At 65.6% G+C, this 22,161-nt stretch carries 26 protein-coding genes; 13 read left to right on the plus strand and 13 right to left on the minus strand.

Features of this window, described 5'->3' with window-relative positions:
• Positions 1 to 7 precede the first annotated feature (7 nt).
• From NOV72_RS12410 to NOV72_RS12425, 4 genes are all read left to right on the plus strand, one after another.
• A complete protein-coding gene (locus tag NOV72_RS12410) occupies positions 8 to 1,024 on the plus strand; it encodes an alpha-ketoacid dehydrogenase subunit beta (protein WP_106854897.1) in 1,017 nt (338 codons plus the stop codon).
• Positions 1,024 to 2,148, plus strand: a complete 1,125-nt coding sequence (locus NOV72_RS12415; RefSeq protein WP_106854898.1) for an acetoin dehydrogenase dihydrolipoyllysine-residue acetyltransferase subunit — start codon at positions 1,024 to 1,026, stop codon at positions 2,146 to 2,148. Before NOV72_RS12410 ends, NOV72_RS12415 begins: the two co-directional genes overlap by 1 nt.
• Before the next feature lie 121 nt (positions 2,149 to 2,269).
• A complete protein-coding gene (locus tag NOV72_RS12420) occupies positions 2,270 to 3,013 on the plus strand; it encodes a lipoyl protein ligase domain-containing protein (RefSeq protein ID WP_106855092.1) in 744 nt (247 codons plus the stop codon).
• Between the two features lie 18 nt (positions 3,014 to 3,031).
• Complete coding sequence (locus NOV72_RS12425) at positions 3,032 to 3,862, plus strand: hypothetical protein (RefSeq protein ID WP_245933007.1); 831 nt, start codon at positions 3,032 to 3,034, stop codon at positions 3,860 to 3,862.
• A gap of 8 nt (positions 3,863 to 3,870) precedes the next feature.
• Here NOV72_RS12425 and NOV72_RS12430 read toward each other — a convergent pair whose 3' ends face one another.
• From NOV72_RS12430 to NOV72_RS12440, 3 genes are all read right to left on the minus strand, one after another.
• Positions 3,871 to 4,386: a YMGG-like glycine zipper-containing protein gene (locus NOV72_RS12430; RefSeq protein WP_106854900.1), complete on the minus strand. Its 516-nt coding sequence runs from the start codon at positions 4,384 to 4,386 to the stop codon at positions 3,871 to 3,873.
• Between the two features lie 49 nt (positions 4,387 to 4,435).
• Positions 4,436 to 4,786: a hypothetical protein gene (locus tag NOV72_RS12435; protein ID WP_106854901.1), complete on the minus strand. Its 351-nt coding sequence runs from the start codon at positions 4,784 to 4,786 to the stop codon at positions 4,436 to 4,438.
• Positions 4,787 to 4,960: 174 nt separating this feature from the next.
• Positions 4,961 to 5,716: a DeoR/GlpR family DNA-binding transcription regulator gene (locus NOV72_RS12440; protein ID WP_106854902.1), complete on the minus strand. Its 756-nt coding sequence runs from the start codon at positions 5,714 to 5,716 to the stop codon at positions 4,961 to 4,963.
• Positions 5,717 to 5,797: 81 nt separating this feature from the next.
• Here NOV72_RS12440 and NOV72_RS12445 point away from each other — a divergent pair, with 81 nt between their 5' ends.
• On the plus strand, positions 5,798 to 6,385 hold the full coding sequence (locus NOV72_RS12445) for an NUDIX domain-containing protein (RefSeq protein ID WP_106854903.1): 588 nt from the start codon (positions 5,798 to 5,800) through the stop codon (positions 6,383 to 6,385).
• On the opposite strand, the gene modC is transcribed toward NOV72_RS12445, so the two are convergent.
• From modC to modA, 3 genes are read right to left on the minus strand one after another with little or no spacing between them, the layout of a single operon-like run.
• Positions 6,374 to 7,519: a molybdenum ABC transporter ATP-binding protein gene (gene modC / locus NOV72_RS12450; RefSeq protein ID WP_106854904.1), complete on the minus strand. Its 1,146-nt coding sequence runs from the start codon at positions 7,517 to 7,519 to the stop codon at positions 6,374 to 6,376. The two genes, NOV72_RS12445 and modC, sit on opposite strands and share 12 nt — an antisense overlap.
• On the minus strand, positions 7,512 to 8,192 hold the full coding sequence (modB, locus tag NOV72_RS12455) for a molybdate ABC transporter permease subunit (protein WP_106854905.1): 681 nt from the start codon (positions 8,190 to 8,192) through the stop codon (positions 7,512 to 7,514). The genes modC and modB overlap by 8 nt, the downstream gene beginning before the upstream one ends.
• An 8-nt stretch (positions 8,193 to 8,200) precedes the next feature.
• Positions 8,201 to 8,995 (minus strand): molybdate ABC transporter substrate-binding protein, encoded by a 795-nt coding sequence (modA, locus tag NOV72_RS12460; protein ID WP_425428726.1) that lies wholly within the window; start codon positions 8,993 to 8,995, stop codon positions 8,201 to 8,203.
• Between the two features lie 280 nt (positions 8,996 to 9,275).
• Between modA and NOV72_RS12465 the strand changes: the two genes are divergently transcribed.
• The 4 genes from NOV72_RS12465 to NOV72_RS12480 all read left to right on the plus strand — a co-directional run bounded on the left by NOV72_RS12465 (position 9,276) and on the right by NOV72_RS12480 (position 12,466).
• Positions 9,276 to 10,073, plus strand: coding sequence for an enoyl-CoA hydratase/isomerase family protein (locus NOV72_RS12465; RefSeq protein ID WP_181291020.1), 798 nt, complete (start codon positions 9,276 to 9,278; stop codon positions 10,071 to 10,073).
• A gap of 15 nt (positions 10,074 to 10,088) precedes the next feature.
• Positions 10,089 to 10,757: a glutathione S-transferase family protein gene (locus NOV72_RS12470; RefSeq protein WP_106854907.1), complete on the plus strand. Its 669-nt coding sequence runs from the start codon at positions 10,089 to 10,091 to the stop codon at positions 10,755 to 10,757.
• A 39-nt stretch (positions 10,758 to 10,796) separates the two neighbouring features.
• Positions 10,797 to 11,063, plus strand: a complete 267-nt coding sequence (locus NOV72_RS12475) for a hypothetical protein (protein WP_245933008.1) — start codon at positions 10,797 to 10,799, stop codon at positions 11,061 to 11,063.
• Between the two features lie 281 nt (positions 11,064 to 11,344).
• Positions 11,345 to 12,466 carry a PDDEXK nuclease domain-containing protein gene (locus tag NOV72_RS12480; protein ID WP_106854909.1) on the plus strand — a complete coding sequence of 374 codons (1,122 nt, stop codon included), beginning with the start codon at positions 11,345 to 11,347 and terminating at the stop codon, positions 12,464 to 12,466.
• 188 nt (positions 12,467 to 12,654) lie between these two features.
• Here the strand turns inward: NOV72_RS12480 and NOV72_RS12485 are convergent, their stop codons facing one another.
• The 3 genes from NOV72_RS12485 to NOV72_RS12495 form a co-directional block, all read right to left on the minus strand.
• Positions 12,655 to 12,972 (minus strand): c-type cytochrome, encoded by a 318-nt coding sequence (locus NOV72_RS12485; RefSeq protein ID WP_106854910.1) that lies wholly within the window; start codon positions 12,970 to 12,972, stop codon positions 12,655 to 12,657.
• On the minus strand, positions 12,969 to 14,237 hold the full coding sequence (locus NOV72_RS12490; protein WP_106854911.1) for a PQQ-dependent sugar dehydrogenase: 1,269 nt from the start codon (positions 14,235 to 14,237) through the stop codon (positions 12,969 to 12,971). Before NOV72_RS12490 ends, NOV72_RS12485 begins: the two co-directional genes overlap by 4 nt.
• A 207-nt stretch (positions 14,238 to 14,444) precedes the next feature.
• Positions 14,445 to 15,203, minus strand: a complete 759-nt coding sequence (locus NOV72_RS12495; protein WP_106854912.1) for a hypothetical protein — start codon at positions 15,201 to 15,203, stop codon at positions 14,445 to 14,447.
• Positions 15,204 to 15,383: 180 nt separating this feature from the next.
• On the opposite strand from NOV72_RS12495, the gene NOV72_RS12500 reads away from it, so the two are divergent.
• Complete coding sequence (locus NOV72_RS12500) at positions 15,384 to 15,860, plus strand: outer membrane lipoprotein (RefSeq protein WP_106854913.1); 477 nt, start codon at positions 15,384 to 15,386, stop codon at positions 15,858 to 15,860.
• A gap of 46 nt (positions 15,861 to 15,906) precedes the next feature.
• On the opposite strand, the gene NOV72_RS12505 is transcribed toward NOV72_RS12500, so the two are convergent.
• Both NOV72_RS12505 and NOV72_RS32285 read right to left on the minus strand, forming a co-directional pair.
• Positions 15,907 to 16,302: a hypothetical protein gene (locus NOV72_RS12505; protein ID WP_106854914.1), complete on the minus strand. Its 396-nt coding sequence runs from the start codon at positions 16,300 to 16,302 to the stop codon at positions 15,907 to 15,909.
• A 21-nt stretch (positions 16,303 to 16,323) separates the two neighbouring features.
• On the minus strand, positions 16,324 to 16,491 hold the full coding sequence (locus NOV72_RS32285) for a hypothetical protein (protein WP_181291022.1): 168 nt from the start codon (positions 16,489 to 16,491) through the stop codon (positions 16,324 to 16,326).
• Positions 16,492 to 16,641: 150 nt separating this feature from the next.
• Here NOV72_RS32285 and NOV72_RS12510 point away from each other — a divergent pair, with 150 nt between their 5' ends.
• Positions 16,642 to 17,769, plus strand: coding sequence for a polysaccharide pyruvyl transferase family protein (locus NOV72_RS12510; RefSeq protein WP_106855094.1), 1,128 nt, complete (start codon positions 16,642 to 16,644; stop codon positions 17,767 to 17,769).
• Here NOV72_RS12510 and NOV72_RS12515 read toward each other — a convergent pair.
• Complete coding sequence (locus NOV72_RS12515; protein WP_106854915.1) at positions 17,738 to 18,607, minus strand: LysR family transcriptional regulator; 870 nt, start codon at positions 18,605 to 18,607, stop codon at positions 17,738 to 17,740. The two genes, NOV72_RS12510 and NOV72_RS12515, sit on opposite strands and share 32 nt — an antisense overlap.
• A gap of 104 nt (positions 18,608 to 18,711) precedes the next feature.
• Between NOV72_RS12515 and NOV72_RS12520 the strand changes: the two genes are divergently transcribed.
• Together NOV72_RS12520 and NOV72_RS12525 are read left to right on the plus strand one after the other, a co-directional pair.
• Positions 18,712 to 20,262: an MFS transporter gene (locus NOV72_RS12520; protein ID WP_106854916.1), complete on the plus strand. Its 1,551-nt coding sequence runs from the start codon at positions 18,712 to 18,714 to the stop codon at positions 20,260 to 20,262.
• Positions 20,263 to 20,328: 66 nt separating this feature from the next.
• Positions 20,329 to 21,030 carry an SDR family NAD(P)-dependent oxidoreductase gene (locus NOV72_RS12525; RefSeq protein ID WP_106854917.1) on the plus strand — a complete coding sequence of 234 codons (702 nt, stop codon included), beginning with the start codon at positions 20,329 to 20,331 and terminating at the stop codon, positions 21,028 to 21,030.
• A gap of 3 nt (positions 21,031 to 21,033) precedes the next feature.
• Here NOV72_RS12525 and NOV72_RS12530 read toward each other — a convergent pair whose 3' ends face one another.
• Positions 21,034 to 22,077, minus strand: coding sequence for a sensor domain-containing diguanylate cyclase (locus NOV72_RS12530; protein ID WP_106854918.1), 1,044 nt, complete (start codon positions 22,075 to 22,077; stop codon positions 21,034 to 21,036).
• Positions 22,078 to 22,161 lie beyond the last annotated feature (84 nt).

A 22,161-nucleotide genomic window follows, 5' to 3' on the forward strand; every position in this document is an offset into this window, starting at 1 on the left:
AACCATCATGGCCCGCAAACTGAGCATGAAGATGGCGATCAACGAAGCCATCGATCAGGAAATGACGCGCGATCCGAGCGTGATCGTGTTGGGTGAGGACATCGTCGGCGGCGCTGGCGCGGACGGCGAGAAAGACGCGTGGGGCGGCGTGCTCGGCGTGACGAAAGGGCTCTACGCGAAGCACGGCGACAGATTGCTCGATACGCCGCTCTCGGAATCCGCGTATGTCGGCGCGGCGATCGGCGCTGCGGCGTGCGGCATGCGGCCGGTCGCGGAACTGATGTTCATCGACTTCATGGGCGTGTGCTTCGACCAGATCTTCAATCAGGCCGCCAAGTTCCGCTACATGTTCGGCGGCAAGGCGGAGACGCCCGTCGTGATTCGCGCGATGGTCGGCGCGGGCTTTCGCGCGGCGGCTCAGCATAGCCAGATGCTCACGTCCGTGTTCACGCACATTCCCGGCCTGAAAGTCGTCTGCCCAAGCACGCCTTACGACACCAAAGGCTTGCTGATCCAGGCGATCCGCGACAACGATCCCGTCATCTTCTGCGAGCACAAAAATCTCTATGGCTTCGAGGGCGAAGTGCCGGAGAACTCGTATGCGATTCCGTTCGGCGAGGCGAACGTCGTGCGCGACGGCAAGGACGTGTCGATCGTCACGTACGGACTGATGGTGCATCGCGCGCTCGAAGCGGCGGCGACACTGGCGAAGGAAGGCATCGAGGCGGAAGTCGTCGATTTGCGCACGCTGTCGCCGCTCGATATCGACACGGTGCTCGAAACCGTCGAGAACACGGGGCGGCTCGTCGTCGTCGATGAAGCGAATCCGCGCTGCAACATCGCCACCGATATTTCCGCGCAAGTCGCGCAACAGGCGTTCGGCGCGCTGAAGGCCGGCATTCAGATGGTCTGCGCGCCGCATACGCCGGTGCCGTTTTCGCCGACGCTCGAAGACCTGTACATCCCGAGCGCCGCGCAGATCGCCGACGCCGCCCGAAAAACCATGAAGGGAGGAAAGCACTGATGTCCGCAATCACACCGATCGTGATGCCCAAATGGGGCTTGTCGATGAAGGAAGGCACGGTCAACGAGTGGCTCGTGGAGGAGGGCACGGAGATTACCGTCGGCATGCCGATTCTCGATGTCGAAACCGACAAGATCGCCAATGCCGTCGAAGCGCCCGACGCCGGTTTGCTGCGGCGCAAAGTGGCGCAGGCGGGCGATACGCTGCCGGTGAAGGCGCTGCTCGGCGTGCTCGCGGCCTCCGACGTGAGCGACGGCGATATCGATGCGTATGTGTCCTCGTACGTGACGCCCGCCGAGGACGAGGAAGCGGGCGAGGAAGCGGCGGCGTATCACTTCGTCGATGTCGATGGCATCCGCGTGCGCTATGCGTCGCGCGGCGGGGAAGACGCGAACCGGCCTGCGGTGCTGTTCATCCACGGATTCGGCGGCGATCTCGACAACTGGCTCTTCAATCTCGACGCGCTCGCGGAGAAGCATCGCGTGTTCGCGCTGGATTTGCCGGGCCACGGACAATCGACGCCGAAAGTGCCGGGAACGTCGCTGGCGGATCTCGCGGGCTTCGTCGGCAAGTTCATGGACGCGGTCGGTCTGGAAAAGGCGCATCTCGTCGGACACTCGATGGGCGGCGGCATCGCGGCGCAGATGGCCGTCGATCAGCCGGCGCGCGTGCAATCGGTATCGCTGATCTCGCCGGCCGGTTTCGGCGACGAAGTGAACAACGCGTACACCGAAGGCTTCGTCACAGCCGAATCGCGCCGCGAGCTGAAGCCGGTCGTCGAGTTGCTGTTCGCGAACCCCGAGCTGGTGAGCCGCCAGATGCTCGACGATCTCCTGAAGTACAAGCGGCTCGACGGCGTCGGCGACGCGCTGACATCGCTCAACGGCGGACTGTTCGCGGGCGGCAGGCAGAGCGCGCAGCCGGGCGGCAAGCTCGCCGCGACGGGCAAGCCGGTGCTCGTGATCTGGGGCGAAAAGGACCGGATCATTCCCGCCGCGCACGCGAAGCAGGCGCCGGAAGGCGCGACCGTGCGCGTGTTCGACGATGCCGGGCACATGAGCCAGATGGAGAAGGCGAACGAAGTAAATGCGCTGTTGAAGGAGCACGTGGGCAAGGGCGGCTGACGTTTTCCCAACCTGCGGCGCCCCGCCGGAGCAGGCCGCCGGCGGGGCGCGCTCGTGTTTCGCGGTTATTGGCTAACATGCGTGGATGGCGTCGTTCGCGACGCGCCCGGACATCGATTCCATGCCCTTCCAACTGATCGATCCCGCTTCCCTTTCCGGCGATCCGCTCGACGCCGAGGAAGCGCTTCTCTCGCGGGCGGCCGCCGGCGAGGCCGTCGCGCACGTCTGGGAAGCGCCCGTTTCGCTGGTCGTGCCGCGCAGCTATCAGCGTTACGCGGCGCTCGCCGATGCGCGCGAGGCTTTCGCACAGCGCGGATGTCCTGTCTGGCTGCGTCTGTCGGGCGGCGGGCTCGTGCCGCAGGGCCCCGGCATTCTCAATGTGAGCCTCGCGTATCCGGTGCGCGCGCCGATGGGCACGCTCTCCGAGGCCGTCTACCTGCATCTGTGCCGGATTCTCGCGGAATCGCTCAACTCGCTCGGCGTGCTGACGCACTGGCAGGCCGTCGAAGGCTCGTTCTGCGATGGCCGCTTCAATCTCGCCTGGGGCCCCGGCGACGACGCGCGCAAGATCGCGGGCACGGCGCAGTACTGGCGGCGCGTGCCGCACGGCGACACGGATCAGCCGCTGTACGCGGTGCTCGCGCACGCCGTTCTGCTCGTCGATGCCGATCCGATCGAAATCAACGAGCGCGCCAACGCATTCGAAGCGATGATCGAAAGCGGACGCCGCTACGAGGAAATGAGAGTGGTGACCGTCGCGCAGGCGCTCGCCTACGAATGTTTTTCGCTACCCGCCGACCTGCGCGAGCGCGTGCGCAGGGCGTTGATCGACCGCGTGAAGGACGCGCCGCTGCCGGAACAATAAAAACGCATCGAGGTGGCCATGCCGCTCAGAAGTGCTTCGAACGGGTTCTTCTTCGCGCTGTGGGTGGCCGTGTGCGCGGCCGCGCCCGAATTTCTGTGGCAAGGCCTCTTTTCCGTCTTCGGCCATTTTTCCCTGACCGATGCCGCCGCCGCGCTTTTGATCGGCGCCATTCTCGCGTTCTTCGTCGAGCCTGTTCTGGAGCGCGTGCGCAGTCTCGGCGACGCGCCCGCGCACGCGGAGAAATCGCCGGCCTTCGCCGCGTGCGAGGCGCTGAGTTTTGCGGTCGTCGCCGTCTGCGTGCACGAGGCGATCACCGTGTATGTCGCGGCCAGTCATTCGAACGAGCACGCGGGCGAAAATCTCGCCAAAGCCGTCGCGCAGGCGCTGCAATGGGCGATCACACCGTTTTTCATCACGCTGGCGTGGATGGCGGCGCGCGCGCCCTCGTGGATTGCATGGTCCGCGGCGGCGCTGGCGGTGGTCGTCAGCTTCGTCGCCGGCGTGATATTCGGATGGAGCGCGCACGTGCTCCTGACGAGCGTGATTCCGGCGACCTGCGTGCTGATCGCGGGATGCATCATCGTGCGGGAACAATGGGATGCGTCGACTTTCAGGCGCTGCGCCCGCGCGACCGGCGTGATCGCGCTCGCATGGCTCGTGCTGACGGGTGCGCTGCAGCTCGTGTTATGGCTCGCGCACGTGCAGGCGTTTCGCGTCTATGAACGATCGGAGTTCTGGAGCGACCTGCGGTTTTACATCGGCTGGGTGACGGGCTTGCTCGTCGCACCGGCGTACGTGCCCGACGCGCCGCCGCACGCCAGCGGCGACGACCGGCACGTGCGGCGTTGACGCGTTTGTCAGTACGTTCCGGGCGGCGGCTGCCAGCCGGGCGGAGGCGGCGGCGGCGGTGTGGTGCTGTACGCGCCGGAAGGCTGGACCATGCGCGTGGCGCCGCGCACCGGCACTTTGTCGCCGGCGGCGTACATGCATTGCAGATAGGCGTAATCGTAGCGTTGCTGCACGTTGTAACCCGATGCCTGCGATGCGCCCGCGCCGACCGCGCTACCGGTCAGCAAGCCCGCCCCCGCGCCGATGGCCGCGCCCGTGCCGCCGCCGAACGCCGCGCCCGCCGCCGCGCCGATCGCAGTGCCGACGACCGCGCTGCCGACCGCGCTGTTGGTTGCCGCCTGATTGGCATCCACGCCGCCGACCTGATTGAGGGCGAACTGGCGGCATGAGGAATCGTCGGCGCGGAACTGGTCGAACGTTTTGGTGCTGCCGGGCAGCGCCATCACGCTGGGGCCGGTCGGCATCACGGTACAGGCCGAAAGGCCGATTGCCGCGAGGAGCAGGGCAAGCCTTGAATGGTTCATGGAATCTTGCGAATTCGCTTCGTTGTCTGTTTCGGGGCGCCGGGAGGCATTAGTTCGACGGCGGCGGCGTGGCCGGAACGGGACGCCATGCATCGGCACATTGCTTCACGTACGGGTAGTAGGCCTTCGCGGACTCGCAGTAGTACCACATGCCGGGTTGCTGCGCGGGCGCGCCCGGATCGGCGGCGGGCTGGCCCTGCTCGACATACTGGACCGGCGCGGACGGCTGGACGACCACAGGCGGCGGCGGATAGTAGTAGTACGGCGCGGGCGCCACGGGATACGGGTAATACACGGGTCCGCCGACCCACACGCCGACGCGCGCCCAGGCGTACGCATTGGCGGTCACGCCCGCGCTCGCGATCAGCGATAGCGCGATAAAAGCCTTCAGGCGATTCACGAACTTCTCCAGGAAAAATTGTTTGCGGTGTCGATGCCTATAACGGAAATCCGACCTCCGCTGTTGACCCCGCACAGCGCATCTTTCAACGCTATTCCACTTGCTAGAGAAATTCAATTACACGAACCGGCCCGTATTTTTCGGCGCGTTACCCGGTAATAAAGTGTCGCGATTTCAGGCGCGCAGCACGGTAATTCCGGCTTGTTCGATCGGCTCGGTCAGCTTCGTGTCGGCTGCTTCTTCGACGATGACCGTCTGCGCCAGTTCGATCCCGCCGATCCTGTACGCCGACGCCGCATTGAGCTTCGCCGCCGACGCGAGCACGACGGTTTCCGCTGCCCGCGCCGCGAGCGCGCGCTTGATGTGCGCTTCCTCGAAATCGCCGGTGGTGAGTCCGGCGGCCGGATGCACGCCGGTCACGCCCATGAAGTAAATGTCCGCATGGATGTGCGACATCGCTTCGACGGCAGCCGCGCCGACGGTCACGATCGAATGCTTGTAGAGCTTCCCGCCGATCAGCACGACTTCGACCGATGCGTGCTCGGCCAGCGCAACCGCGACGCTCGGGCTATGCGTGACGACTGTCGCGCGCAGCGTTTCCGGCAGTTGACGCACGAGCAGCGCGGACGTCGTGCCGCCATCGACGATCACGACCTGTCCCGGCGCGATCATCTCCGCCGCTTTCTTCGCGATGCGCCGTTTCGCCTCCGACTCCATTTCCTCGCGCCGCGCGAACGGCGCCAGCGCCGGCGAAGCGGGCAATGCGCCGCCGTGCACGCGCTGTAGCAGCCCTTCGGCGGCGAGTTCGCGCAGATCGCGCCGGACGGTGTCCTCGGAAATGCCGAAACGCGCGCTCAGTTCCGTCGCGAGCACTTGCCCGTCGCGCTTGAGGGCGTCGAGGATCGCTTTCTTGCGTTGGCTGGTCAACATGGGTTGCACGAATTTTCTTGATATTGCACGATACTGCACGTTACCATGCGTCGAACGAATTGTCGAACAACAGGTGATCCGATGGAAACGAACGACCGCGTGCGCATCCTCAAAACCGAAGTCCTGTCCGACGACTGGTACGTTCTCAGAAAAGTTACGTTCGACTTCCAGCGCCGCGACGGCGCGTGGCAGCGTCAGAGCCGCGAAACTTATGATCGCGGCAACGGCGCGACCATCCTGCTGCGCGACCGCAAAACCGGCAACGTGCTGCTGACGCGCCAGTTCCGCATGCCCGCGTTCGTCAACGGCCACGACGGCATGTTGATCGAATCGCCCGGCGGCTTGCTCGACGATGCTTCACCTGAAGAGCGCATCCGCGCCGAAGTGGAAGAGGAAACGGGCTATCGGGTGCATCGCGTCGAAAAGATTTTCGAGGCGTTCATGAGCCCCGGATCGGTGACGGAGAAGCTCTACTTCTACGTCGGCGATTACGACAGCGCGATGCGCGTGTCGGAGGGCGGCGGCGTCGAGGAAGAGGGCGAGGAGATCGAGACGATCGAAGTGCCGCTGCAAACGGCCATGCAGATGATCGAGCGCGGCGAAATCATGGACGGCAAGACGATCATGCTCCTGCAATACGCCGCCCTGAAAGCGCGCTCAGGCGAGTAGCGACACCGCCTTGACCTGCGCCCACAAGCGCGTGCCTTCGACGATGCCCAGCCGGTCTATCGAACAGCGCGTGACGCGCGCGAGCAGCGGCGAGCCGTCGACATCGAGGCGCACCACGGCTTGCGACGGATTGGCGTCGTCCGCAATGCCGACGACCGTCGCGGGCAGCACGTTGAGCACGCTGCTGCGCTCATGCTCGTGCGTGCCGGTGATGAGGCTCACGTCGCGCGCTTTCACGGTCACGCGCATCGTCTTGCCGCGGGCCATCGGCGCATGCACGACGGCGAGCTTCACGCGCGATCCCGGCAACGCGAGCGTGAGCAGGCCATAGGCGCTGTCGTATCCGTCGACGATACCTTCGAACACGACCGATGCGTCGTCCGCGAGCGCGAGCGGCAGGTCGAGCCGGGCGAGCGTATCGGCGATCGGACCGCTCGCGAGCGCGCGGCCGCCTTCGAGCAGCACGAGATGATCCGCGAGGCGCGCGACTTCTTCGGGCGCGTGGCTCACGTAGAGCACGGGGATATCCAGCTCGTCGTGCAGACGCTCCAGATACGGCAGGATTTCGAGCTTGCGCTTCTGATCGAGCGACGCGAGCGGTTCGTCGAGCAAGAGCAGACGCGGGCTCGTCAGCAGCGCCCGCGCGATGCCCACGCGCTGCCGCTCGCCGCCCGACAAACCGGCGGGCATGCGGTCCAGCAGATGCCCGATGCCAAGCAGTTCCGCCGCCTGCGAAAGATCCACGCGCCGCTCCGAAGCCCGCACGCGATCGAGCCCGAAGCGCAGATTCTTCTTTACGTTCAAATGCGGAAAGAGGCTCGCTTCCTGAAAGACGTAGCCGAGCGGGCGCTTGTGCGTCGGCAGAAAGATGTTGCGTTCGGTATCGAGCCACACTTCGCCATTGACGACGAGCCGCCCGACGCGTGGCCGCGCGAGCCCCGCGAGGCATCGCAGAAGCGTGGTCTTGCCGGAACCGGAATGGCCGAAGATCGCGGTGACGCCGCGTCCGGGCAGCGTGATATCGAGATCGAACGTGAAGCCCTCGTGCTCGACGAGAAAGCGCGCCGCGATGGCTTCGTCGGAAGTGCGGTGCGCGCGGCCGAGCGCCAGACGGGAAGAAGTGAGTTCAGACATGAGCCGTAACGGAACGCCGGCTGGAATAGAGCATCAGCAGAACGATGAACGAGAAGACCACCATACCGCCGGCGAGCCAGTGCGCCTGAGCGTATTCGAGCGCCTCGACGTGATCGAAGATCTGCACGGACACGACCCGCGTGCGCCCCGGAATGTTGCCGCCGATCATCAGCACGACGCCGAATTCGCCGACCGTATGCGCGAAGCCGAGAATCGTCGCCGTGACGATGCCCGGCCGCGCGAGCGGCAGCGCCACCGTGAAGAACGTGTCCCACGGACCGGCGCGCAGCGTCGCGGCTGCTTCCAGCGGACGGCGGCCGATCGCTTCGAACGCGTTCTGCAACGGCTGCACGACGAAGGGCATCGAATAGATCACCGAGCCGACCACGAGCCCCGTGAACGTGAACGGCAACAAGCCGATGCCGAGCGCCTGCGTCAGCTTGCCGACATAACCGTTCGGCCCCATCACCACGAGCAGATAGAAGCCGATGACGGTCGGCGGCAGCACGAGCGGCAGCGCCACCACCGCGCCGACGACGCCCTTCGCCTTCGAGCGCGTGTGCGTGAGCCACCACGCGATCGGCGTGCCGACGACGAGCAGGAGCGCCGTCGCCAGCGACGCCAGTTCGAGCGTCAGCGTGATGGCCTGGAGATCGGCGCTATCGAGCGGCATCGACGGAATTACAGTTGATAGCCGTAGGACTTGATCACCGCGGCGGCTTTCGGGCCCTTCAGATAATCGATGAACTGCTTCGCGACCGGATTGTCGCGGCCCTTGCTCAGGATCACGGCGTCCTGCTTGATCGGCTCATGCAGGTCGGACGGCACGATCCAGGCCGAGCCGCTCGTGATCTTGCCGTTCTTGTAGATCTGCGACAGCGCGACGAAGCCGAGTTCCGCGTTGCCCGTCGCGACGAACTGTTGCGTCTGCGAGATATTCTGACCTTCGACGACTTTCGGCTTGATCTCCGCTGTGAGGCCGAGCTTGTCGAGCGTCTGATAGCCGGCGAGGCCGTAAGGCGCGGCCTTCGGATTCGCGATCGCGATGTGCTTGAAGTCGTTTTTCTTCAGCACTTCGCCCTTGTCGTCGACGTAGCCGTCCTTCGCGGACCAGAGCGCGAGCGCGCCCGTCGCGTACGTGAAGCGGCTGCCGGGCACCGTCGCGCCTTCGCTGTCGAGCTTGGCGGGCGTGGAGTCGTCGGCGGCGAGGAACACTTCGAACGGTGCGCCGTTCTTGATTTGCGCGTAGAACTGACCCGTTGCGCCGAAAGACGCGACCACCTTGTTGCCCGTGTCCTTCTCGAAGTCGGCGGCGATCGCCTGCACGGGCGCCGTGAAGTTGGCCGCGACCGCGACCTGCACTTCACCCGCAAGCGCCGACGTCGCAGCGATGCCCGCAGCGAGCGGCACGAAGGCGGAAAGCAAAGCGCGCAAAATACGAGTCTTCACGTAAAGCTCCTTGAATCGAGTTGACATTCTGGTTATGGATCGACTTCGGACGGCAGGTTGCAGGCCGCGAGCGTGTGGCCGTGTGGTTCGGCGCGCACCGTAATATATACGACTATATTACGTCGGCGCATGCTCGTTCCATGACATGTCGGTCATGAGTCTCGTCGGATGATTGTCATGCTTCCGGTTTGTGAGCCGCGCTCAAAGAATTGGGTTGACGTTTTTAGCATTTTTCACTGACACTAACCAATCAAGACAGCTCGACAGCCTGAGAAAACTGAGCAGCACTCAATTCGGAGACGACACCGTGACCGACGCATCGAATCTGCAACGCCTGAAGCTCGGCATCGAAGGGCACGTCGCGCGCGTGACGCTCGATCGGCCCGACGTGCGCAACGCGTTCGACGACGCGACCATCGTCGAGCTGACGGCCGCCTTCCGCGCGCTGGATGACGACGCCAACGTGCGCGTCATCGTCCTCGCCGCGAACGGCCCGGCGTTCTGCGCGGGCGCGGACCTCAACTGGATGAAGCGCATGGCGGGCTATTCGGAAGCGGAGAACCGCGCCGACGCGCTCGGCCTCGCGACCATGCTCAACACGATCTACGCGTGCGGCAAGCCGGTGATCGCGCGCGTGCAGGGCGACGCGTATGCGGGCGGCATGGGCCTCGTCGCGGTGTGCGATATCGCGGTCGCGGCGGACACGGCGCACTTCTGTCTCTCGGAAGCGAAGCTCGGCCTGATGCCCGCGACGATCGCGCCCTACGTGATCCGTGCGATGGGCGCGCGCGCGGCGCATCGGTACTTCGTGACGGCGGAACGCTTCGATGCCGCCGAAGCGTTGCGTCTGAACTTCGTGCACGAAGCCGTCGCCGCCGATCAGCTCGACGTGTGCGTCGATGCGATCGCCGCGAGCATCGCCGCGAACAGCCCGAACGGCGTGCGCGAATGCAAGCGGCTCGTCGCGGATTTCGCGGACAAGGATATCGACGAAGCATTGATCGGCGAGACCGCCGAGCGCATCGCGCGGATTCGCGCATCGGACGAAGGGCGCGAAGGCGTGCGCAGTTTCCTCGAAAAGCGCAAGCCTGCGTGGCTCGGCTGAGCGGAGCACATCGACGTGATTACGCTGCACCATTGCGTGAGCGCGCGCTCGTTCCGGCCGCTCTGGGCGCTGGAAGAGATCGGCGTGCCCTATGAACTGAAGATGTTGCCGTTTCCGCCGCGCGTGTTTGCTCGCGGCTTCAAGGACGTGAATCCGCTCGGCACGATTCCGGCGTTCGAGGACGATGCGCTCTTCATGACCGAATCGTCGGCGATCTGCCAGTATCTGGCGGCGCGCTACTCGCCGGGCGCGCTCGACGTCGCGCCGCACGAGGCGGATTTCGGCCGCTATCTCAACTTCCTGCATTTCGGCGAAGCGACGCTCACGTTTCCGCAGACGCTCGTTCTGCGCTATGCGCATCTGGAGCCGCCGGAGCGTCTGCAGCCGCAGATCGTCGACGATTACGCGCGGTGGTTCCACGCACGCCTGCGCGCGCTCGCGCCGCGTCTCGAAACGCAGCCGTATCTGTGCGCCGGGCGCTTCACGGCGGCGGATATTTCCGTCGGCTATGCGCTGATGCTAGCGGAGCTTCTGGAGTTGAGCGGCGGCTTCGCACCGTCGATTGCGGATTATTGGCATCGCCTGCGCGAACGCGATGGTTTTCTCCGCGCGATACGCGCGCAGGAAGCCGCGGCGCTCGCCCAGGGCGTTTCGACGACGCCTTCGCCGCGGCTGCGCCCGTAGTTACCCTCCTTCAAGTCCCCTCGTCCGGAGGGCTGTGCGATGCATCGCGCGGCCGTACTCTTCACATCACGCGCTGACGTTCACGCGCACCGATTCAGAGAGACTTTCCTGACGAGGTTGGCGATGGTTTTCCTTTCCTGGTTCCTGTCGGTCGTTGTCGCGCTGCTCGCGACGGCCACCATTGCGATGGCGCTGCCGCGCTCCGCCGCGGACGAATTGAACGCCACCGCGCCGCAGTCGATTTTCAGCATCGAGATGAATCGCATCGACGCGGTGCTCGCGGCCTGTACGCCGAATGCCGATTGAAGGCGCGCCGGAGGTTAGCGTCGTCGAATCAATGCGTTGCAGCAAAGGCCAAGACGATATCCACAGGGTTTTGCACCGAAACGGTGGACAACCTAAAGCGTCGAGACCTAAGTGCCTGAAAAGTAACCCCAAGCCTTGCGCGAGGGGCGCGCCGGGAGACCAACCCAATCGACGAGATCGAAGCTCCGTGCGGATGCCGCGCCGCGACAGACGGCGAATTCCGCTATATTCGAGCGCTGATGCGCGCCTGACGGACCGCATCGCACGGAGACCCGCGACGGATGACCCAGCACGAAATTGCCGCAAACGACTACGACGAATTCCGTTCGGGCATCGTGGAAGTGCTCGAAAGCGCCCGGCGCGCGGCCGCGCGCAGCGTCAACGCGATCATGACGGCGTCGTACTGGGAAATCGGACGGCGGATCGTCGAATCGGAGCAGGGCGGAACGCAGCGGGCGGCTTACGGGGAGACGCTCATCGCGCGGCTGGCCGCCGATCTCACGAGCCGTTTCGGCCGAGGATTCGGCAAGGCGAACCTCGCCAACATGCGCGCGTTCTATCTGCAATGGCCGCGCGAGAGGATTTTCCAGACGCCGTCTGGAAAATCCACGACGGACTCGCCAATGCTCCAGACGGCGTCTGGAGAATCCGCACTCGCCGCGCTCGCCGCCCGCTTCGTGCTGCCGTGGTCGGCCTACGTGCGTCTGCTCTCCGTGAAGAGCGACGCGGCGCGCGCCTTCTACGAGAGCGAAGCGCTGCGCGAGGGCTGGTCGGTCCGCCAGCTCGACCGGCAAGTGAACAGTCAGCTTTTCGAGCGGCTCGCGCTGTCGCGCAACAAGGCGGCGTTGCTGGAAAAGGCCGCCGAGCGCGCTCCCGGCGATGCCATCACGCCCGAGGAAGCCATCAAAGATCCGTTCGTTCTCGAATTCCTCGACATCAAGGACGAATATTCCGAGTCGGATCTGGAGGACGCGCTGATCCGGCGCCTCGCCGATTTCCTGCTCGAACTCGGCGACGATTTCGCTTTCGTCGGACGACAGAGACGCTTGCGTATCGACGACACGTGGTTCCGCGTCGATCTGCTGTTTTTCCATCGACGGCTGAAGTGCCTCGTGGTCATCGATCTGAAAGTCGGGCGATTCAGCTACGCGGACGCCGGGCAGATGCATCTCTATCTGAACTACGCGCGCGAGCACTGGATGAAGCCGGGCGAAAATCCGCCGGTCGGGTTGATTCTGTGTGCGGGAAAGGGCAGCGCGGAGGCGCGCTACGCGCTGGACAACCTGCCGAACAAGATTCTCGCGGCCGAATATCAGACGGTGCTGCCCGACGAAAAGCTGATCGCGGAAGAACTGGAGCGTTCGCGCGAGGCGCTGGATGCGCGGCGCGGCAATGCCGGCTAGCGCAGGAATTACGTGGCGAACTGGCAAAAAAAAGCCCGCTTCAGTTGAGCGGGCTTGAATCCACATCGGTTGAGACATGGAGGAGACAGGTGTAAGTATAAACCCTTAAGCCTCCGCGTCAATACCTAAAACAAAAAAAATCGCAATCGGGTGTGCACCGCAGCGAATTTGCAACAGCTTGTCGCCGTTCACGGCTTGCCGAGGCTGTGGTAATACGCCGCCAGATTGGCGATATCCGCGTCCGACAAGGTTTTCGCCATCAACGACATCATCTCGTTCTTGCGCTCGCCCGAGCGGAAATCGCTGAGCGCCTTCACGAGATACTCCTCCGTCTGTCCGGCGAGATTGGGCGCTTCCGGCAGCTTCGACATTCCGTCGATGCCGTGACACGCCGCGCACGCCGACGCCTTCGCGCGCCCGGCCTTCACGTCGCCGGCGGCGAACGCGGCGTGCGGCATCGCCGCGAGCATGCCCGCCAGCAAAGCCGCCGTCAGCGCGCCCCTCATTTGGCCCCCGTATACGAGATGCGGTAGATCGCGCCCGCGTAGTCGTCGGAGACGAGAAGCGAGCCGTCCTGCAGCATTTGCACGTCGGCGGGGCGGCCCATGTACTCGCCGGTCGGCGTGAGCCAGCCTTCCGCGAAGACTTCCGCCTCGCCCGCGGTGCCGTCGTCCTTGATCGGGATGAACATGAGGCGCGCGCCGATCGGCTTCGTGCGGTTCCAGGAGCCGTGCTCCGCATCGAAGATGCCGCCCTGATATTTCTGCGGGAACATCTTGCCGTTATAGAACGACATGCCGAGATCGGCGGCGTGCGCGGCGAACTCGACCTGCGGGAACACGACGCCCGCCGGCGGGTTCTGGTCCTTGTACTCGACCGTGCGCACCTTGCCGCCGCCATACCACGGGAAGCCGAAATTCTCGCCGCCCTTGGACGCGTGGTTCAGTTCGCCGGGCGGGATGTCGTCGCCCATGCCGTCGACCTGGTTATCGGTGAACCAGAGCGTCTTGTCCTTCGGACTGAAGTCGAGGCCGACCGAATTGCGCACGCCGTGCGCATACACTTCGCGGTTCTTGCCGTCCTGATCCAGACGAATGATGCCGGCGAGCCCGTTGCGGTCGAGTTCCGCGAGCTTGTCTTTCGGCGGCACGTTCCACGGCTGGCCGAGCGCGATGTACAGCTTCTTGTCCGGCCCGATGCGGCAGTAGCGCGCGCCGTGATTGAAGCTTTCGAACTGCGCCGGGATCAGCTTGCCCTGCGGCACGACGACCGCCGCCGCGACATCCGGTCCGCCTTCGCCGAAGAACTGCGCCGCCGGAAAGCCGAGCACGCGATTCTGCTCGACGACGTAAAGCACGCCGTCCGGCGAGAAGCACACGCCGTTGGGCACCTTGAACGTCACCGACGACGCGAACTGCACGACATCGCTTGCGACGCGCTGCTTGGTCCGATCGGTCACCTGCCACACGCGATTCTTGCGCGTGCCGACGAAGACGACGCCCGTCGACGGCTCGATCGCCATGGCGCGGGCTTCCGGCACGATCGCATACAGCTCGATCTTGAAGCCCGGCGGCAGCTTGATCTGCTCGAGATTCTTGCGCAGCGCGTCGGCGGTCTGGCCGGCTTGCGGGACGGTTTCCGCCGGCGTGGAATTGCCGGTCTGACGGAAATTCGACAGCGTGCTGACGTTGTCCTGCGCCGCGTTCGCGTACGGCAGGCAGGCGAACATTGCACCGACGGCCAATGGCAAAAGCTTGAGCGTTGCGTTCATCTGGTTGTCTCCTGTTGTTGTCGACTGGCTTTGGGAAATTGCACTGAACAACACACGACTACTTTCGCCGAAGCGCGCAGCCCGGAAAGCAACCCGACGCGAACGCCGCGACGCTGCCCTGCAAATGAAATCAATCTTAGGATAGAAAACGCTTATGTAAGCACTGGATGACCCATTTTCAGGGCCGGCCGCCACGTTGTGCGGACGCTATTTGCGTCCGTCGAAGAGAAACACGTCGGCGCGATTCGGGCTCGGCAGCGCGACGACGAGACGCGCGCTGTCGAGCACCGCGTTACCGGTCACGGTCGTGTCGGGGAGCGGGCAGGGCGCGGGGCCGAACGTCACCGAGACGTCGTAGGCGTTCGTGCCTTCGTGCGGCGCCGCCGTGCCCTTGAAGATGCAGCCGGAGGTCGTCGTGCCGGCCAGATAGCCGTCGCCCGCGACCGTGATGCGCGTCTGCGTCGTTCCGCCGAGCGACATGCCGCGCCCGCTGTAGAGCCCGCCGAGATTGGCGCGGGTCGGCGCGATGTCGAGAATCGTCGCGGCGTTGCCGGAGAACGCGAGGCCCGCGCTGCCGTCCTTGTTCGCGACGCTTCCATCGACGGCCGGCGCGTGCGCGAAGTCGACGCTGAACACGGCCGGCGATGCGCTCGCCCGGCCGATGCGATAGTCGAAAGCCGAGTCGCTGGTGAAGCGTCCGGCGCTCGATTGCGCGCCGTTCTTCGCCACCGCGACGCCCGCGAGCCCCGTGCCGCCCGCGCCGCCGTAGAAGAGATAAGCGGTGCCGTCGAAGAGCATGAGCAACGTGGCTTGTGCGGCGCTGCCTTTGAGCGTGCCTTTGTAGACGCCGCCGGAGGGCAGCGTCGTGGTCACGGTGCCGGGCGGTGGCGGGGCATTGGAGCCGTCGGTGGAACACGCAGCGAGAGCGACGGCGCAAACCACGATGGGAATCGCGTTTCTTGTCATTCAGGACTCCGGTCGCGAGCGGTGAGAGTTCTGTATAAGCGCTTCAATCATGCAGGTCAAGCGCGCCGCGCTTCATCATTCAGCGCTCATTCAGCCTCTTTACGATGCATTCCATGGCGACGCGACACACGCAACGCGAGCCGAACCCAACAAGACATCGTCCGATCTGAGGAGCAAAACATGAACAAGTCGACTATCGCGGTATGCGCACTGGCCGTTGCCTGCACGGTGGGAATGAGCGGCTGCGCGTCGATGGGCAGTTCCGCCGACGTGTACAACAGCATGCAAACGCAGCACGAAGAAACGGTGCGCATGGCGACCGTCGAAAGCGTGCGCGGCGTGACGATCGAAAACAACGACGGTCAGTCGAGCCCGCTCGGTGCGCTCGGCGGCGGCCTGCTCGGCGCGGTCGCGGGCAGCGCGGTCGGACGCGGACATGGCTCGTTGCTCGCCGGTGTGATCGGCGGACTGGCCGGCGCCGTGGCGGGCGATCAGGTGCAGGACCATTTCGAACAGCAGAGGGGACTCGAGATCACGGTGCGGCTCGACAACGGCGATCTGCGCGCGATCACCCAGGCCGCCGATGGCCAGATGTTCTACGCCGGCCAGCGCGTGCGGCTCTTGTCGAGCGGCGGGATCACGCGCGTGACCGCGTGACGTACGAGGAAGCGGCCGCTTGCTTCTTCGTGCGTTCGGCGCGGTTCTAGCGATAAATCGACGCCTGCGTGCCGCTCTTCGCGCGGCCCCAGATTTGCTCGTCGGTGAGCGTCGTTTCGATCAGTTCGACGGGCGCTTCGCCGTCTCGAATCACCGCGACGCGAAAGCCGTCGATCGGTTCGTACGGGCCGAGCAGCACCGTCTTGCCTTCGATCGCTTTCGTCAGGTCGCTGACCTTGAACGCGGCGTGCGGCACGGTGCGCATCAACTCGGGCAGCGCGCTGCCTTCTTCGAAGCGATGATATTGCACGTGCATGAGTTCGCACTCGGCGTCGCTCGTATGCATGCGGAACTGCGCGCTGTAGCGCTCGCCTGCGCGCGGCTCGTGCGTCGGGATACCCATGTGATGGAATTCATAGGTGACGCCGTTTCGGATGAACATCGGGGCTCCGGTGGTTCAGCTTCAATACGCCCCCGCCATCGGCAAAAGCAGATAAGGCAGGAGGTCTTCATAGCGCATCGGCTCGGACGAGGCGATTGCGTCGACGTTCGTTTCCTCGGACGATGCATCGCGCTCCGGCTTCCCGGCGATCAGCGATGCCGCCGCGATGGGCGTCGGTTCGATCTTCATTTTTCCCTCCTGTCCTGCGATGTGTGAGGGAAGTTTGATCGTGGAGATTAGACGATCGTGAGCACGCAGACCCAATCGGCCAACGCTGGCCCGGCGTCGAAGCCGCGCTTCATCGTCTTCGGCGCCTTCGATCGCCACAACTTCGGCGACATGCTGTTCGCGCACGTCGTCGCGCGTCTGCTCGCGGAGCGCCGTCCGGACGTCGAACCCGTGTTCGCCGGATGCGCGCAGCGAGACTTGCGCGCGCTCGGCGGTCACGACGTCGCCGCGCTTTCGCAACTGGCAAAGCGCTGGCGTGAAGAGCCCGTCACGCTGATCCACGCAGGCGGCGAACTGCTGACGTGCGACGCATGGGAAGCGGCCGTCATGCTGCAGAAGCCCGAAGAAGCGCAAACTCGCATCGCCCGATACGGCTCGCGCCCGGCGGACCGCATCGCCTGGGCGCGCGCCGAGCTCGGCACGGAGGCGCTCGCGCCCTATGTCGTCGGCCGCGAGACGTTCGCGCATCCCGCGTCGATCTGCTTCAACGCGATCGGCGGCGCGACGCTCGACGCCCGCGACGCCGCATTCCGCGAAGAAGTGCTGACGAAACTCCGATCGGCCGACCGTGTCAGCGTGCGCGACGCGCAAACGCAAGCCACGCTGAAGCGCGCGGGCATCGATGCGCGGCTCGTTCCCGATCCGGCATCGATGGTCGCCGAACTTTTCGACGCCCGCATCCGCAAGCATTCGAGCGCACGGCGCGGCTATCTGGCGGTTCAATTCAGCGCGGATTTCGGCGACGACGCCACGCTCGCGCAACTCGCGCATCAACTGGATCGGCTCGGCAAGACGACGGGCCTCGGAATCGTGCTGTTTCGCGCGGGCGCGGCGCCGTGGCACGACGACATCGCCGTCTACGCGCGCCTCGCCGCGTGCATGCGCCACGCGGCCGTGACGATCTTCGAGTCGCTGAACACATGGGACATTTGCGCGTTGATCGCGAATAGCGACGGTTTCATCGGCAGCAGCCTGCATGGACGGATCGTCGCGATGGCGTACGGCTTGCCGCGCGTGAATATCCGGCACGCGGACGCCGCCAAGCAGCGCGCGTATGTCTCGACCTGGGAAATCGCGGACGCGCCGGGCGTCGTGCCGATCGCGGACACGCACGCGGCGATGCGTGAAGCACTGTCGATGAATCGCGCAGTGCTTCGAGAAAAGGCGTCGGCGCTGGCGAAGGCGTATCGCGCGGCGTGCGCTTCGATCATGAACCCGCAAAAGCCAGATACGCCTTGACCGCCGCCGCCCGCTCGAAGCGCCGGTACACCATCGCCACTTCGGACGGCACCGCTTTTCCCGCGATTTCCCGATACTCCACGCCCGGCACCGTCACGCACTGCGCGAGCGAGCGCGGCACGACGGCGACATCGCCGCCCAGCGACACATGCGCGAGCACGTCCGCGAGCGTGCCCGGCTGCGCGACGACCCGCGCCGTGAAGCGCCCGCGCCGCGCCACTTCGAGCGTGCCGGATTCCTGCTCGGGCACGACGAACGACTGATCGCACAGTTGCGCCGGCGTGATGACGCTCGACGCCGCCAGCGGCGAATCGGCCGGCAGCGCGACGATGAACGCATCGCGATGCACCGTGCGCGCCTCGACGCCTTCCGGGTACGGAACCGGCGGCCGCACGTAGGCGATATCGATGCGCCCTTCCATCAACAGCGCGCCGGCCTCGCGCATCACGATTTCCTCGATGCCGATCTCGACGAGCGGATAGCGCGCCCGAAAACCGCGCACCGTCGCCTGCAACACGCCCGAGTACACCGCCGACGCGACATAGCCGATGACGATCTTCCCCAGTTCGCCACGCTCCGCCAGCGCCGCGCGTTCGGCGCCGCGCGCGAGATGTTCGAGCGCGCCGACGGCCTCGTCGTGATAGGCCTCGCCGGCGGCCGTCAGCGCGACCGATCGCTTGGTCCGATGAAACAGCCGCACGCCGAGGAGCCGCTCGGCTTCCTGAATCTGCTTCGTGAGCGCGGGCGGCGCGATACCGAGTTCTTCCGCCGCGCGCGCGAAGTGCAGATGCCGGGCGACGCTCAGAAAACAGCGCACATGACGCAATTCGACAGGCATTGTGTATTCACGAATTCGATAATTATTCGACGATTCTATGCCAATGACAGGAAAGACAGACGCCATTAGCATCGGGAGACTTTCTCGCTTTTTCGCGCACCGCCATGTCGAACATATCCGGGAACCGCTTCGTCCTGCTCACCGCCTCCGCGACGTGCGCGCTCATCACACTCGACACGAACGTCGTCGCGGTGGCGCTGCCGTCCATCGCACGCGATTTCCACGCCGGTTTCGCCGATGTCGAATGGGTCGTGAGCGCGTACATGGTCGCGTTCGCGGCGTGCCTGCTGCCCGCGGGCGCGCTCGCCGACCGCATCGGCCGCAAGAAAATGCTGATCGCGGGCCTCGCCGTGTTCTCGCTGGCGTCGCTCGGTTGCGGACTCGCACCGTCCGCGCTGGCGCTGAATCTCGCGCGCGCGGCGAAGGGCTTCGGCGCGGCGATGCTGCTGACGTCGGCGCTGGCGATCATCGCGAACACGTTTCACGAAGGCGCGGCGCGCGCTCGCGCGTGGGCGATCTGGGGCACCTGCATGGGCGTATCGACGACCATCGCGCCGCTCGTCGGCGGCGTCATCACGCAATGGGCCGGCTGGCGCTGGATCTTCCTGATGAATCTGCCGATTTGCGCGCTGCTCGCGGCGTGCGCGTGGCGCGGCATGCGCGAATCGCGCAACCCGCACGCGGGAGCGCTCGATCTCGCCGGCAGCGCGCTCTTCGCGGCCGCGCTCGCGCTCGGCATCTGGGCGCTGATCGACGCGCAAGCCGACGGCTGGACCCACTGGCGCACGGTGGCGCGCCTGGCCGCGTGCGCGGTGCTGTTCATCGTCTTCGTGCGGGTGCAGCGCTCGCGCCCGCACGCGATGATCGACCTCGCGCTCTTTCGCCAGCCGCGCTTCGTCGCCGCCGTGCTCGCGATGTTCGGCTACGCGGCGTGCGCGCAAGTGATGATGACCTTCCTGCCGCTCTATCTGCAGAACGCATTCGGCCTGCCGGCGGTGCGCGCGGGCCTCGGCATGCTGCCGTTCGCGATCGCGATGGTCGTCGGTCCGCATATCGGCGCGTCGCTCGGCAGGCGCGTCCCGGCGATGGCGCTGTTGACGCTCGGCCTCGCGACCATCGGCGCGGGCAATCTGCTGACGGCGCTCTTCGCGGGCATGTCGAATTATTCGATGATCGCGGTCGGCATGATCGTCACGGGACTCGGCGCGGGCATGCTCAACGGCGACACGCAAAAGGCGATCATGGCGTGCGTGCCGCCGAACCGCACGGGCATGGCGTCCGGCATCAGCACGACGACGCGCTTCACCGCGATCGTCACGTCGGTGGGCGTGCTGGGCGCCGTGCTCGCGACCCGCACGCACGCCGCGCTCGATACCCACGCGTCGAGCCTCGCCGATCCGCCGCGCGTGCTCGATCCCGCGTTCCTCTCGCGCCTGCTCGCGGGCGATCTCGCGCACGCGGGCGGCAGTCTCGCCGGGCCGCAGGGCGCGTCGCTCATGCGAATCGCGCGGGAGAGCTTCGCGAGCGGTTTCGCGGCATCGCTCGGCGTGGCGGGCGTTTGCGCGCTGACGATCGCGGCGGCGGTCTGGTTGCTCGCGGGCCGGGTGCGCGTCGAAGGAGGCGCGGAGGCGTCGGGATCGGCATTGGCCGAATGACGGTCTCGCCGCACGCCGCGTTCCGTCCTATGCTTGTTCTGGCGAATCGAACGGAGCGAGCGCGCCATGAACAGCCTGGAAGGAAAAATCGTCGCCGTCACGGGCGGCTTCGGCAGTCTGGGACTCGCGACGGCGCGCGTGCTCGCCGAGCGCGGCGCGCGCGTCGCGTTGATCGGACACGGCGGGCCGTCGGACGCGTTGCCCGCGCCGCTCGCCGATGCGTGCGTCGTCACCGGCATCGATCTGACGGATGCGAAGTCGGCGCAAAGCGCCATCGACACGATCGTTCAGCGAACGGGCGGCCTGCACGCGCTCGTCAACGTGGCGGGCGCGTTCAGTTGGCAAACGGTCGCGGACGGCAGCGCCGACACCTGGCAATCCATGTTCGATGTCAACGTGAAGACCGCGCTCAACGCGTCGAAGGCGGCGCTCGCGCACTTGAGCGCGCAGGCAGGCGGGCGCATCGTCAATATCGGCGCGCTCGCGGCGATGAAAGCGGGCATGGGCGTGGGCGCATACGCGGCATCGAAGGCCGCGCTGCTGCGCCTGACCGAAGCGCTCGCGGAAGAGCTGAAGGACAAGGGCGTCACGGTGAACGCGGTGGTGCCGTCGGTCATCGATACCGCGCCGAATCGCCGCGACATGCCCGACGCCGATTTCTCCCGCTGGGTGAAGCCGGAAGAACTCGGCGCGGTGATCGCGTTCCTGCTTTCGCCCGATGCGCAATGCATCACGGGCGCGGCGATTCCCGTGACGGGCCGCGTCTGACGCTCAGCGCGTCTGCGCCTTGAACGCCTCGCCCTGCATGCCCGCGCGATCCACGGCCGCGATCCGGTTGCGGCCGTTGTCTTTCGCCTGATACAACTGCGCGTCGGTGAGATTGATGAACGCCGTCACGTCCATGCGCTCGCCGGGCACGACGGTGCCCACGCCGAAGCTCGCCGTCACTTGCTGATCGTGCGGCGAGCGCACGTGCGGGATCGCTTTTTCGGCGATGAACGCGCGGCAGCGCTCCGCGATGCGCATCGCGGCTTCGGCGTCGGTATCGGCGAGAATCAGCGCGAATTCCTCGCCGCCGAAGCGGCCGAGAAAATGCCGCGGGCCGGCCGCCTCGCCGAGCACGCCCGCGATGCGCTTCAGGCATTCGTCGCCCTGAACGTGGCCGTAGTAATCGTTGTAGGACTTGAAGAAGTCGATATCGATCATGACGAGCGACAGCGGCTTTTTGGATTCTTTCGCGGCGTTCCATTCGCGCGCCATGACGTCGTCGAAACGGCGGCGGTTGCCGACGCCCGTCAGGCTGTCGCTGAACGACAGGCGCTCCAGTTCCTGCTGCAACTGCGCGAGCTTTTCCTCGGTGCGCTTGCGTTCGCTGATGTCGAACATGAAGCCGATGAGCGCCTCGACCTCGCCTTCCTCGTTGCGCTCGACGTGCACGACGTCACGCAGCCACACATAGCCGCCGTCGCGGGTGAGCGCGCGGTAATCGGCTTCGTGATCCGTGCCCGCTTTCGATTGCGAGACGCAGAAGTTGACGACGGCTTCGCGGTCGTCGGGATGCATGCGCTCGGCCCAGTCGTGCACCGTCTTCCACGACGACGGCGCCCAGCCGAGCAGCGACTCTATCTGCGGCCCGATGTAGGCGAATTCCATGCTCGCCCAGTCGATTTTCCAGGGAATCGCCTTGGTCGATTCGAGCAGCGTGCGATAGACGGCGTGATCGTCCTCGCCGAGCGCGCGTTCGGGCGGCGCGAGTGTGTCTTCGTGGCGCAGGAACGCGGCCTTGAGCGGGCTTTCGGATGAGTCGCGATTCATCGTGTCGGGGTGCGGCGGTGGCGGGTTTGCGGATACGTGTGTTATCGGCAGGAATTGGGCGGTTCTGAAGGGTGACATCGGTCC

It is taken from the genome of Caballeronia novacaledonica (assembly GCF_900258035.1).
GTDB lineage: Bacteria > Pseudomonadota > Gammaproteobacteria > Burkholderiales > Burkholderiaceae > Caballeronia > Caballeronia novacaledonica.

Coding starts and splice junctions, on each gene's coding strand:
- NOV72_RS12410 (WP_106854897.1), top strand. CDS start 8: ATGGCCCGCAAACTGAGCATGAAGATGGCGATCAACGAAGCCATCGAT.
- NOV72_RS12415 (WP_106854898.1), top strand. CDS start 1,024: ATGTCCGCAATCACACCGATCGTGATGCCCAAATGGGGCTTGTCGATG.
- NOV72_RS12420 (WP_106855092.1), top strand. CDS start 2,270: ATGCCCTTCCAACTGATCGATCCCGCTTCCCTTTCCGGCGATCCGCTC.
- NOV72_RS12425 (WP_245933007.1), top strand. CDS start 3,032: ATGCCGCTCAGAAGTGCTTCGAACGGGTTCTTCTTCGCGCTGTGGGTG.
- NOV72_RS12430 (WP_106854900.1), bottom strand. CDS start 4,386: ATGAACCATTCAAGGCTTGCCCTGCTCCTCGCGGCAATCGGCCTTTCG.
- NOV72_RS12440 (WP_106854902.1), bottom strand. CDS start 5,716: ATGTTGACCAGCCAACGCAAGAAAGCGATCCTCGACGCCCTCAAGCGC.
- NOV72_RS12445 (WP_106854903.1), top strand. CDS start 5,798: ATGGAAACGAACGACCGCGTGCGCATCCTCAAAACCGAAGTCCTGTCC.
- modC (WP_106854904.1), bottom strand. CDS start 7,519: ATGTCTGAACTCACTTCTTCCCGTCTGGCGCTCGGCCGCGCGCACCGC.
- modB (WP_106854905.1), bottom strand. CDS start 8,192: ATGCCGCTCGATAGCGCCGATCTCCAGGCCATCACGCTGACGCTCGAA.
- modA (WP_425428726.1), bottom strand. CDS start 8,995: ATGTCAACTCGATTCAAGGAGCTTTACGTGAAGACTCGTATTTTGCGC.
- NOV72_RS12475 (WP_245933008.1), top strand. CDS start 10,797: ATGCATCGCGCGGCCGTACTCTTCACATCACGCGCTGACGTTCACGCG.
- NOV72_RS12480 (WP_106854909.1), top strand. CDS start 11,345: ATGACCCAGCACGAAATTGCCGCAAACGACTACGACGAATTCCGTTCG.
- NOV72_RS12485 (WP_106854910.1), bottom strand. CDS start 12,972: ATGAGGGGCGCGCTGACGGCGGCTTTGCTGGCGGGCATGCTCGCGGCG.
- NOV72_RS12490 (WP_106854911.1), bottom strand. CDS start 14,237: ATGAACGCAACGCTCAAGCTTTTGCCATTGGCCGTCGGTGCAATGTTC.
- NOV72_RS12495 (WP_106854912.1), bottom strand. CDS start 15,203: ATGACAAGAAACGCGATTCCCATCGTGGTTTGCGCCGTCGCTCTCGCT.
- NOV72_RS12500 (WP_106854913.1), top strand. CDS start 15,384: ATGAACAAGTCGACTATCGCGGTATGCGCACTGGCCGTTGCCTGCACG.
- NOV72_RS12505 (WP_106854914.1), bottom strand. CDS start 16,302: ATGTTCATCCGAAACGGCGTCACCTATGAATTCCATCACATGGGTATC.
- NOV72_RS32285 (WP_181291022.1), bottom strand. CDS start 16,491: ATGAAGATCGAACCGACGCCCATCGCGGCGGCATCGCTGATCGCCGGG.
- NOV72_RS12510 (WP_106855094.1), top strand. CDS start 16,642: ATGCTGTTCGCGCACGTCGTCGCGCGTCTGCTCGCGGAGCGCCGTCCG.
- NOV72_RS12515 (WP_106854915.1), bottom strand. CDS start 18,607: ATGCCTGTCGAATTGCGTCATGTGCGCTGTTTTCTGAGCGTCGCCCGG.
- NOV72_RS12520 (WP_106854916.1), top strand. CDS start 18,712: ATGTCGAACATATCCGGGAACCGCTTCGTCCTGCTCACCGCCTCCGCG.
- NOV72_RS12525 (WP_106854917.1), top strand. CDS start 20,329: ATGAACAGCCTGGAAGGAAAAATCGTCGCCGTCACGGGCGGCTTCGGC.
- NOV72_RS12530 (WP_106854918.1), bottom strand. CDS start 22,077: ATGAATCGCGACTCATCCGAAAGCCCGCTCAAGGCCGCGTTCCTGCGC.